The sequence below is a fragment of the Pseudoroseomonas ludipueritiae genome (genome assembly GCF_014490445.1).
In the GTDB taxonomy this organism is placed as follows: domain Bacteria; phylum Pseudomonadota; class Alphaproteobacteria; order Acetobacterales; family Acetobacteraceae; genus Pseudoroseomonas; species Pseudoroseomonas ludipueritiae.
Window position 1 is genome coordinate 1 of the sequence record NZ_JACTUZ010000159.1, and the last position, 10,194, is coordinate 10,194.

A 10,194-nucleotide genomic window follows, 5' to 3' on the forward strand; every position below is an offset into this window, starting at 1 on the left:
GCCCTGCCGCCGCGCCAGCCTCCGGCCCAGCCGGCTCCCGCGCCACCGGCCGGGGGTGGGGAGGGGCCGCTGGCCGCGCTGAACTGCGCCGACCCGGCGCTGCTGCAGGATGTGTCCTTCACCTTCCAGGCGACGCCGCATCTGTCCGGCGGCACGCGCATCCAGCGGCTGAGCAATCCGCGCCCCTACACCGATGTCATCATGGAAGCCTATAGCGCCACGCCGGCACTGCGCGCCGAATACCAGCGGCTGCGGCCCTATATGGCGCCGGTGCCGCAATGCCTGGTCAATGCCGAGACGGGGCTGGGCGAGGTGGTGCTGTCCTACCGCCTTTATGTCGAGGGCGGGCGGCCGCTGGTGGAGGTGCAGCGGGTGCCATAAGGAAAAAGGGCGGCCAAGCTGCCGCCCTTTCCAGGTTCATTCCTGCTGCTGCACTGGCTTGCGCGGCCGGCCAGGAAAGACATCGACCGGCCCGCCCAGGTTGCCGCCCAGCTCGTTCATGTCGCCGGGCTGCGGCTCGCCGGGCGGAATCGGCTCCTGGACCGTGCCGCTGGCGGTGTCATCCGCGTCGCGTTCCGCATCCTTCTTCGCTTCGGCCATGGGGCCCTCTCAGGACTTGGTGCGGGGGTCGTGGGTATGGTGCTCGTCCCGCTCGCCCCCGCCGCCGGAAATCCGGCTGTCGCGGCTGTTGGTGGGGGAGCCAGGGGTGGGGCCGCTATTGTCCCCGCCACCCTTCTTGCCGGTGGCCATGGACTTTTCCGGGTGCTCGCGGTTCTGGTGGCTGCTGCCGGGGCCGCCCACCCGTTCGGTATCGGGGTTCTTGTTCGGCATGGGCAGTCTCCTCAGCGGTCCTGCTGGTAACCCTGGTGGGTCGTGTTCTGCTTGATGTCGCCGCTGCGGCCCTGCTTCGGGTCACGGTCAAGGGTCTCGGCCTTGATGTCCGACTTCTTCGGGTCCTGGGTCGGGCCCCCATGCTTCGGCTGGTTCGCCGGCGGGACCGGCGGCATATGCGCGTGCGTCATGGCCTTCTCCTTCTTCCGTGCGGCGCGGGGCGGTGCCCCTTGCCACTGCGGGGAAAGAACCAGCCGAAGGGGCAAGGGGTTGCAGGCTAGGCCCCTCACGAAAAAGGCCGCCCCTAGGGGCGGCCTTCGCGGCGGGTCAGTCGCGGCCGACCACGATGTCCGGCGCATCCTCGGCTTTCATGCCGACGATGTGATAGCCGCTATCCACGTGATGCACCTCGCCGGTGACGCCGGCGCCGAGGTCGGAGAGCAGGTAGAGCGCGGAGCCGCCCACATCCTCGATGGTGGTGTTGCGCTTCAGGGGCGCGTTGTACTGGTTCCACTTCAGGATGTAGCGGAAGTCGCCGATGCCGCTGGCCGCCAGGGTCTTGATCGGGCCGGCGGAGATGGCGTTCACGCGGATGCCGCGCCCGCCCACATCCACGGCCATGTAGCGCACGCTGGCCTCCAGCGCCGCCTTGGCCACGCCCATCACGTTGTAATGCGGCGTCACGCGCTCGGCGCCCAGATAGGTCAGGGTCAGCAGGCTGCCGCCCTCGGACATCAGGGCCGCTGCGCGCTTGGAGACGGAGACAAAGGAGAAGCAGGAGATGTCCAGCGCCTGCAGGAAGGCCGCGCGCGGCGTGTCCATGTAGCGGCCGCGCAGGTACTGCTTGTCGGCGAAGCCGATGGCATGGACCAGGAAGTCCATCTTGCCCCAGCGCTTCTCCAGCGTCTCGAAGACAGAGTCGATGCTGGCCTCGTCCGTCACGTCGCAGGGCAGCACGATGTCGCTGCCCAGGCTCTCGGCCAGTGGGCGGACACGCTTCTCCAGCGCCTCGCCCTGATAGGTGAAGGCGACCTCCGCCCCCTGGGCGGCCAGGGCGCGGGCGATGCCCCAGGCGATCGAGCGGTCGTTCGCCACGCCCATGATCAGGCCCCGCTTGCCGGCCATCAGGTTGCCCTTGGCGGGTTCAGGGGTGTTGGATTGCGCGGCAGGTTCCATGTTCAGGCAGGACCGGTTCTGTTGAATGGGGACAGCGAAGACAGGGCGCCGGATGTGTCCGGAGTCCGGCGGCAGGGCGTTGCAAGGGTCAAGGCGTGGTGGCACACCCCCGTCCCGCCGGCAAGAGGAAGCAGGGACAGGAGCAGATGAGCGTACCGACACCCGACGCCGACCCCTATGCGATCTTCAACGCCTGGATGGCCGAGGCCGAGGCCTCGGAACCCAATGATCCCAATGCCATGTGCCTGGCGACCAGCACGCCGGACGGCTGGCCCAGCGCCCGCATGGTGCTGCTGAAGGGGCTGGACCCGCGCGGCTTCGTCTTTTTCACGAACCACGGGAGCCGCAAGGGGGAGCAGCTTCTGGCCAATCCCCGCGCCGCGCTGAACTTCCACTGGAAGACGCTGCGCCGCGCCGTGCGGGTGGAGGGCACCGTGGAGCAGGTGACGGCGGCGGAATCCGACGAATACTACGCCACCCGCCCGCGCCGCTCCCGCATCGGGGCCTGGGCCTCGCGGCAGTCGAGCCCGCTGGGCAGCCGGGAGGAGCTGGAGGCGGCGGTGGCCGAGGTGGAAGCCCGCTACCCGGATGACACGGTGCCGCGCCCGTCCCATTGGGGCGGCTTCCGCGTGCTGCCGCGGCGCATCGAGTTCTGGCGCGACATGCCTTTCCGCCTGCATGACCGCCGCGTCTTCCATGCCCGGCCGGATGGTGGCTGGCGCTCCGAAACCCTTTATCCCTGAGGCTGTCGTGGCGCCGGCGCGGGTGGCGAAGCCCCGCGCCGGGGCACATGCCCATGCTGGCGCAGCACCCCACCCCTGCGTTATTCTGCGCAATCCGCAAAGGGTTTCCGTTCATGCTGACTCGCCGTTCGCTGCTGCTCGCCTCCAGCGCCGCCGCCCTGCCGGCCGCGCTGGCCGCCACCGACGCCCAGGCCCAGACGCCCAAGGACGTGCTGGTCTTCGCGAAGCAGATCGACGACATCATCTCGCTCGATCCGCATGAGGCCTTCGAGTACACGGCCTCCGAAATCGCGGGGAATGTCTACCAGAAGCTGGTGACGACGCCGAACAGCAACCCTTCCGAGATCCGCGGCGAGCTGGCCGAGAAGTGGACGGTCTCGGATGGCAACAAGACCTTCACCTTCACCCTGAAGGACGGCCCCAAGTTCGCCTCCGGCAAGCCCGTGACGGCCGAGGACGTGGCCTTCTCGCTCTCCCGCGCCGTGATCCTGAACAAGTCGCCGGCCTTCATCATCAACCAGTTCGGCTTCACCAAGGACAATGTGGCCGAGCGCATCCGCGCCACCGACGCCAAGACCCTGGTGCTGCAGACGGCCGAGCCGACCGCGCCTTCCTTCCTGCTCTACTGCCTCTCGGCGGCGGTCGGCAGCGTGGTGGAGAAGGCGGTGGTGACCGCCAATGCCAAGGGCGATGACCTGGGCAATGCCTGGCTGAAGCAGAATTCCGCCGGCTCCGGCTCCTATATGGTCCGCCAGTGGCGGGCCAGCGACAATGTCATGCTGGACGCCAACCCGCATGCGATCGAGCCGCCGAAGATGAAGCGCATCATCATGCGCCATGTGGCGGACCCCTCGGCGCAGCTGCTGGGCCTGCAGAAGGGCGACTTCGACATCGTGCGCAACCTGGTGGCGGACCAGATCGCGACGGTGGAGAAGGACCGGAACTTCACGGTGCAATACGCCCGCAAGGCGAGCCTGATGTACCTGAGCCTGAACCAGAAGAACCCCAATCTGGCGAAGCCCGAGGTGCGGCAGGCGATCAAGATGGCCATCGACTATGCCGCCATCCAGAAGAACATCGTCCCCACCACCTATGCGGTGCACCAGGCCTTTCTGCCCGCCGGCCTGCCCGGCGCGCTGACCGAGACGCCCTTCCAGAAGAATGTCGCTGAGGCCAAGGCGCTGCTGGCCAAGGCCGGGCTGGAGGGCGGGTTCGAACTGTCCTTCGACTATTTCTCCGGCGCCCCGCTCTCCGACATCGCGCAGGCTATCCAGGCGAACCTGGCCGAGATCGGCATCCGCCTGAAGATGCTGCCCGGCGAGCAGCGCGCGGTCATCACCAAGACCCGCGCCCGCACCCATGACATCGCCATGGTGCGCTGGGGCTCCGACTACTTCGACCCCAACAGCAATGCCGAGGCCTTCTCCATCAACATCGACAATGGCGATGAGGCCCGCAACAAGACCCTGGCTTGGCGCGCGAGCTGGCTGATCCCGGAACTCTCGGCCAAGACGCTGGAAGCGCAGAAGCAGACGGATGCCGAGACGCGCGCCCAGATGTACCTGGACATCCAGAAGGAGCACCAGCAGACCTCCCCCTTCGTCGTCATGCTGCAGGAGATCGAGGTTTCCGTCTCCCGCGCCGCCGTGAAGGGTTTCGACATGGGGCCGATGAACGACCGGCACTCCTACACCAACATCACCAAGGTCTGAGTATTCACTGAATGCGATCCGATGGGGAACTTCAGGCGGAACTGTTGCCGCCTGAAGCCGAGCCGCCCGCCGCGCCGGTTGCGCGTCGGGCACGTCCTTCCGCCGCCTGGCTCCGGCTGCGCGGCGCCCTGTCCACCCTGGCCAGCGTGCCGATCACGCTGTTCGGGCTGGCGGTTGTCACCTTCTTCATCGGACGCGTTGTGCCGATCGACCCGGTACTGGCCATTGTCGGCGACCGGGCGCCGGCGGATGTGGTGGAGCGTGCGCGGCTCGACCTCGGGCTGGACCAGCCGCTCTACGTGCAGTTCTGGCGCTACCTGGGGCAGATCTTCTCAGGCGACCTCGGCCGCTCGGTGATGACCTCGAACCCGGTGACGCAGGACATCGCCCGCTTCTTCCCGGCGACTTTCGAACTGGCGACGGTGGCCATCATCATCGCCGTGCTGATCGGCGTGCCGCTGGGCGTCTGGGCAGCGACGCGGCAGGGCAAGTTCGTCGATCAGGCGGTGCGGCTCTTCTGCCTCGCCGGGCATTCGCTGCCGGTCTTCGTGCTCGGCCTCGTCTCGCTGCTGCTCTTCTACGCCAAGCTGGGCTGGGTGCCCGGCCCCGGGCGGCAGAGCATCTATTTCGAGGGCATGGTGGAAGAGCGCACCGGCATCCTGACGGTGGACAGCCTGCTGGCCGGTGACTGGGGCGCCTTCAATGACGCGCTGTATCACCTGATCCAGCCGGCGGGCGTGCTGGCCTTCTTCAGCCTCGCCTATATCGCCCGCATGACGCGCGCCTTCATGCTGGCGGAGCTACGGAGCGAATATGTCACCACCGCGCGCGCCAAGGGGCTTTCCTCCGGCCGCATCGTCTGGCGGCACGCCTTCGGCAATATCATGGTGCCGCTCGTCACCGTGCTGGCCATGACCTATGCCGGGCTGCTGGAAGGCGCGGTGCTGACCGAGACGATCTTCTCCTGGCCCGGCCTCGGCCAGTACCTGACCGTGTCGCTGCTGAATGCCGACATGAATGCGGTGCTGGGCGCCACCCTGGTGGTGGGGCTGATCTATGTGGTGCTGAACCTGCTGGCGGACCTGCTCTACCGGCTGCTCGACCCGCGGGTGAAATAAGATGAGCGAAGCGACCCTGAGCCGCCGTGAATGGCTGCTCTCCGACACGCCCACCTCCCGCGCCCAGGCCAAGTGGGGCCGGCGCTACCAGACCTGGCTGGCCTTCCGCCGCAACGGGCTGGCGGTGGCGGGCCTCTTCATCGTGCTGGCCATGCTGGTGCTGGCCATCCTGGCGCCGGTCCTGGCGACGCATGACCCGGGCGTGCAGGTGCTGGCGGACCGCCTGCAGCCGCCTTCCGCCGCCCATTGGCTGGGCACGGATGAGCTGGGGCGCGACACCTATTCCCGCCTGCTCTATGGCGGCCGCGTCACGCTCGGCATGGTGGTGGCCGTCGTCATCCTGGTGGCGCCGCTGGGGCTGATCGTCGGCTGCGTCGCGGGTTATGCCGGCGGCATCGTCGACAAGCTCCTGATGCGCGTCACGGATGTCTTCCTGGCCTTCCCGCGCCTGATCCTGGCGCTCGCCTTCGTGGCTGCCATGAAGCCGGGCGTGGAAAGCGCCGTGGTGGCCATCGCGTTGACCGCCTGGCCGCCCTATGCGCGGCTGGCGCGGGCGGAGACGCTGACCATCCGCAACGCCGACTATATCGCCGCCGTGCGCATGACCGGCGCCTCGCCCTGGCGCGTCATCCTGCGCCATGTGGCGCCGATGTGCCTGCCCTCGCTGACGGTGCGCGTGACGCTGGACATGTCCTCCATCATCCTCACCGCCGCCGGCCTCGGCTTCCTCGGCCTCGGCGCGCAGCCACCGATCCCGGAATGGGGCACCATGATCGCCACCGCCCGCCGCTTCATCCTGGAGCAGTGGTGGGTGCCGGTGATCCCGGGCATCGCCATCTTCCTGGCGAGCCTGGCCTTCAACCTGCTGGGCGATGGCCTGCGCGACGTGCTGGACCCGAAGCAGCGATGAGCGGTTCCGTGAACAAGCCCCTGGTCGAAATCCAGAACCTGCGGGTCGATTTCCCCACCGCCTCCGGCACCTTCAACCCCGCCGTGCGCGGCGTCTCCATGTCCCTGGGGCGGGAGAAGCTGGGCATCGTAGGCGAAAGCGGCTCGGGCAAATCCGTCACCGGCCGGGCGCTGATGCGCCTCTTGCCGGAAGCGGCGCGGGTGCGGGCGGATAAGCTGGTCTTCGACGGCATCGACGTGCTGGGCGCCAGCGAGCGGCAGATGCGCAAGCTGCGCGGCGGCCGCATCGGCCTGATCCTGCAGGACCCGAAATACAGCCTGAACCCGGTGATGACGATCGGCCAGCAGATCGCCGAGGCCTGGGGCACCCACAACAAGGGTGGCAAGCGGGAAGCCCGGGAGGCCGCGTTGAACCTGCTGGAGCAGGTGCGCATCCGCGACCCGAAGCGCGTGCTGGATTCCTATCCGCACGAGGTTTCCGGCGGCATGGGGCAGCGCGTCATGATCGCGATGATGCTGGCGCCCAACCCGGACATGCTGATCGCGGATGAGCCGACCAGTGCGCTGGATGCCTCTGTCCAGGCCGAGATCCTGAAGCTGATCGAGGACCTCGTTTCCGCGCGCGGCATGGGGCTGATGCTGATCAGCCATGACCTGCCGCTGGTGGCCCGCTTCTGCGACCGCGTGGTGGTGATGTATGCCGGGCAGGTGATGGAAACCCTGCCGGCGCGCGACCTGCACCGCGCCGAGCATCCCTATACCCGCGGGCTGCTGGACTGCATGCCCGCGCTCTCCGAGAAGCGCGCGCGCCTGCCGGTGCTGACCCGCGACCCCAAGTGGCTGGAGCCGCGCACGTGAGCCAGGCGATGATCGAGGCCAACCGGCTCAACGTCCATTTCGGCAGCAACCATGTTGTCCACGATGTCTCGTTCAGCGTGGCGCCGGGGGAGACCTTCGGGCTGGTGGGTGAATCCGGTTCCGGCAAGTCCACTGTGCTGCGCTGCTTCGCCGGGCTGGTGGAGAGCTGGGATGGCACCCTGAAGATCGACGGCGAACAACTGGGCCACAAGCGGGACCGCGCCTTCTTCCGCAAGGTGCAGATGGTCTTCCAGGACCCTTATGGCTCGCTGCACCCGCGGCAGACGGTGGACCGCATCCTGGCCGAGCCGCTCGCCATCCACGGCGTGCCGGATGCCGAGGCGCGCATCACCCGCGCGCTGGAGGAAGTGGCGCTGCCGCGCACCGCGCGCTTCCGCTATCCGCACCAGCTTTCCGGCGGGCAGCGGCAGCGCGTGGCCATCGCCCGCGCGCTGATCGCCGACCCTTCCGTGCTGCTGCTGGATGAGCCGACCAGCGCGCTGGACGTTTCCGTGCAGGCGGAGGTGCTGAACCTGCTGGCCGACCTGCGGCAGGCGCGGCAGCTCACCTGCATCCTGGTCTCGCACAACCTCGCGGTGGTGGGGCATCTGTGCGAGCGGCTGGCGGTGATGCAGGGCGGCCGGATCGTCGAGATCCTGTCTGAGCAGCAGCTCCGCGCCGGGGAAGCGACGCATTCCCACACGCGGGACCTGATCGCCCTGTCGCACGAGCTGGAAGGCTAGGGCGCCCGCCTGGCTGGGCCCGGCGGGTCTCGCCGGGCCTTCTCTGATGACGCTTCAGTGGTGCTGGAGGCTGCGCTCGGCAGGCTCGAAGGAGAGCTGCGCCACCTTCCGCCGCTCCAGCGCCCAGGAGCACAGGAAGATCGCCAGCCCGGCGGCGCTGAGCAGCGCGCCCACCCAGCCGGTGGAAGTCCAGCCATAGCCGGCGGCGATGGCCAGGCCGCCCAGCCAAGGGCCCAGCGCATTGGCGATGTTCAAAGCGCTGTGGTTCATGGCGGCGGCCAGGGTCTGGGCTTCCTGCGCCACATCCATCAGGCGGGTCTGCAAACCGGCGCCCAGCGCCACGCCGCAGCCGACCAGAAACACGTTCAGCCCCAGCGCCCAGACATTGCCGGCCGTGACCAGCACCAGCAGGCAGGCCAGGAAGATCCAGAGCAGGATGCCGGCGATGGCGGGCATCAGCGCCCGGTCCGCCATCCAGCCGCCGGCGATATTGCCCACCACCATGCCCAGGCCGAAGACCATCAGCATCAGTGGCAGGACGCTGGCCGGGGCACCGGCCACCTGCACCAGCGTCGGCTCCAGGTAGGTGTAGACGGCGAACATGCCGCCGAAGCCCACGGCCCCGGTGGCGATGGTCAGCAGCACCTGCGGCTTCCGCAGCGCGCCCAGCTCCTGCAACGGGCTGGTGGCCGATGCGACGCCGCCGCCACGCGGGGCAAACAGTGCCAGCAGCACCGCCGTCAGCAGCGCCAGCGCCCCCACTAGGCCGAAGGAAGCGCGCCAGCCGAGGAACTGGCCCATCCAGTTGGCCAGCGGCACGCCGGCCAGGGTGGCGAGCGTCAGCCCCAGCATCACCATGGCCACCGCGCGGGCGCGCCGGTCCGGCGGCGCCAGGGAGGCCGCCACCAACGAGGCGATGCCGAAATAAGCGCCATGCGGCAGGCCGGAGACGAAGCGGAAGCCCACCAGCCAGTTGAAGCCACCGGCGGTGGCGCTGGCGAGATGCCCCAGCGCATAGAGCAGCATCAGCCCGATCAGCAGCAGGCGGCGCGGCAGCCGCGCCGCCAGCACGGCGATGACCGGCGCGCCCACCACCACGCCCAGGGCATAGGCGCTGATCATGTGGCTGCCCCGCGGCAGGCTGACATCCATGTTGCCGGCGATATTCGGCATCAGGCTCATCACCGCGAATTCGCCGATGCCGATGGCGAAGCCACCCATGGCGAGGGCCAGGATCACCAGCCGAACGCGGGCGGGCGACATCACGCCGGCACCATCCCGCGCGGTATCGGGAGAGGGAGAGAAGGTCATAGTCACTGCCCGGAGGATTTGCTGCAACGCAGCATAGCGCGGCCGCGCAGGCAACCCGCCGAAGCTTCACGAAGACGGTGATGCCCGCCTCGGCGCCAGAAGCGCCACGGCCAGCCCCATGGCGGAGAGCACCAGCCCGGCGCCGAAGACGGCGGCGTGCTGGTCGCCGCTCCAACGGAACAGCGCCGCCAGCAGAAAGCCGGTGCAGGCCTGGGTCAGCGCGTAGAGCACGGTGGCCCGCGCCCAGAGCACGGCGGAGGCAGGGCCGGCGACCTCCCGTGCCCCGGCCAGGGTCACCGCTGTCAGGCCCACGCCCGAGAAGCCGGAAAGCGGCGCCGCCAGCAACAGCGCCCAGTTTCCCCAGCCGGCGGGGGCCAGGGCGGCAGCCAGGGCCGCCACCTGGAAGGCCATCCAGAGCCGCACGGCCGGCATGGCGCCGATCCGCCCGGCCAGCACGCCGCCGCCCAATGTGCCCGCCACGGCGCCGAGGCCGAAAAGCACCCAGAGCAGCCCCGTCAGCACGGCCCCCGCGCCGTGGCCGCGCACGGCAAGATCGGCCGTATAGACCATGGGCGGCACCATCCCGGCGGCCGAGAGCACATAGGTGCCCAGCAGCCACCAGGCCGGCGGCAAGGCCTGGCCACGGGGCAGCGCCAGCGTCGCCACCTGCGGGTTGGGCCAGTAGGGGCGGGCGGCGAGCCAGATCAGCGCCACCAGCGCCGCCATGCCGATCCAGGCCAGGGCGACGCCGCCCTGCAGCAGCAGCGGCACCGCCACGGCGCCCAGCGCCGCG

At 69.1% G+C, this 10,194-nt stretch carries 13 protein-coding genes; 7 read left to right on the forward strand and 6 right to left on the reverse strand.

Annotated features, from left to right (window positions below; translation table 11 throughout):
* Positions 1 to 381, forward strand: a 381-nt coding sequence (locus tag IBL25_RS21705) for a hypothetical protein (protein ID WP_187780581.1), incomplete at its 5' end; no start/stop codon positions are given.
* A 36-nt stretch (positions 382 to 417) separates the two neighbouring features.
* Here IBL25_RS21705 and IBL25_RS21710 read toward each other — a convergent pair.
* The 4 genes from IBL25_RS21710 to fabI form a co-directional block, all read right to left on the reverse strand.
* Positions 418 to 600, reverse strand: a complete 183-nt coding sequence (locus tag IBL25_RS21710; protein ID WP_187780582.1) for a hypothetical protein — start codon at positions 598 to 600, stop codon at positions 418 to 420.
* A 9-nt stretch (positions 601 to 609) separates the two neighbouring features.
* Positions 610 to 831 carry a hypothetical protein gene (locus IBL25_RS21715; protein ID WP_187780583.1) on the reverse strand — a complete coding sequence of 74 codons (222 nt, stop codon included), beginning with the start codon at positions 829 to 831 and terminating at the stop codon, positions 610 to 612.
* An 11-nt stretch (positions 832 to 842) separates the two neighbouring features.
* Positions 843 to 1,022, reverse strand: a complete 180-nt coding sequence (locus IBL25_RS21720; RefSeq protein WP_187780584.1) for a hypothetical protein — start codon at positions 1,020 to 1,022, stop codon at positions 843 to 845.
* A gap of 136 nt (positions 1,023 to 1,158) precedes the next feature.
* Complete coding sequence (gene fabI / locus IBL25_RS21725) at positions 1,159 to 2,007, reverse strand: enoyl-ACP reductase FabI (protein ID WP_187780585.1); 849 nt, start codon at positions 2,005 to 2,007, stop codon at positions 1,159 to 1,161.
* 98 nt (positions 2,008 to 2,105) lie between these two features.
* Between fabI and pdxH the strand changes: the two genes are divergently transcribed.
* The 6 genes from pdxH (at position 2,106) to IBL25_RS21755 (ending at position 8,090) form a co-directional block, all read left to right on the forward strand.
* Complete coding sequence (gene pdxH, locus IBL25_RS21730) at positions 2,106 to 2,750, forward strand: pyridoxamine 5'-phosphate oxidase (protein WP_321210472.1); 645 nt, start codon at positions 2,106 to 2,108, stop codon at positions 2,748 to 2,750.
* A 113-nt stretch (positions 2,751 to 2,863) separates the two neighbouring features.
* The gene (locus IBL25_RS21735; RefSeq protein ID WP_187780587.1) at positions 2,864 to 4,462 is read left to right on the forward strand and encodes an ABC transporter substrate-binding protein; all 1,599 of its coding nucleotides are present in this window, start codon (positions 2,864 to 2,866) and stop codon (positions 4,460 to 4,462) included.
* 44 nt (positions 4,463 to 4,506) lie between these two features.
* On the forward strand, positions 4,507 to 5,580 hold the full coding sequence (locus IBL25_RS21740; protein ID WP_456315879.1) for an ABC transporter permease: 1,074 nt from the start codon (positions 4,507 to 4,509) through the stop codon (positions 5,578 to 5,580).
* A 1-nt stretch (position 5,581) separates the two neighbouring features.
* On the forward strand, positions 5,582 to 6,490 hold the full coding sequence (locus IBL25_RS21745) for an ABC transporter permease (protein WP_187780589.1): 909 nt from the start codon (positions 5,582 to 5,584) through the stop codon (positions 6,488 to 6,490).
* Positions 6,491 to 6,498: 8 nt separating this feature from the next.
* On the forward strand, positions 6,499 to 7,347 hold the full coding sequence (locus IBL25_RS21750) for an ABC transporter ATP-binding protein (protein ID WP_367615665.1): 849 nt from the start codon (positions 6,499 to 6,501) through the stop codon (positions 7,345 to 7,347).
* Positions 7,344 to 8,090, forward strand: a complete 747-nt coding sequence (locus IBL25_RS21755) for an ABC transporter ATP-binding protein (RefSeq protein ID WP_456315880.1) — start codon at positions 7,344 to 7,346, stop codon at positions 8,088 to 8,090. The genes IBL25_RS21750 and IBL25_RS21755 overlap by 4 nt, the downstream gene beginning before the upstream one ends.
* Before the next feature lie 54 nt (positions 8,091 to 8,144).
* Here IBL25_RS21755 and IBL25_RS21760 read toward each other — a convergent pair whose 3' ends face one another.
* The gene (locus IBL25_RS21760) at positions 8,145 to 9,401 is read right to left on the reverse strand and encodes an MFS transporter (protein ID WP_187780591.1); all 1,257 of its coding nucleotides are present in this window, start codon (positions 9,399 to 9,401) and stop codon (positions 8,145 to 8,147) included.
* 66 nt (positions 9,402 to 9,467) lie between these two features.
* On the reverse strand, positions 9,468 to 10,194 hold a 727-nt coding region (locus IBL25_RS21765; RefSeq protein WP_187780592.1), incomplete at its 5' end, for a YbfB/YjiJ family MFS transporter.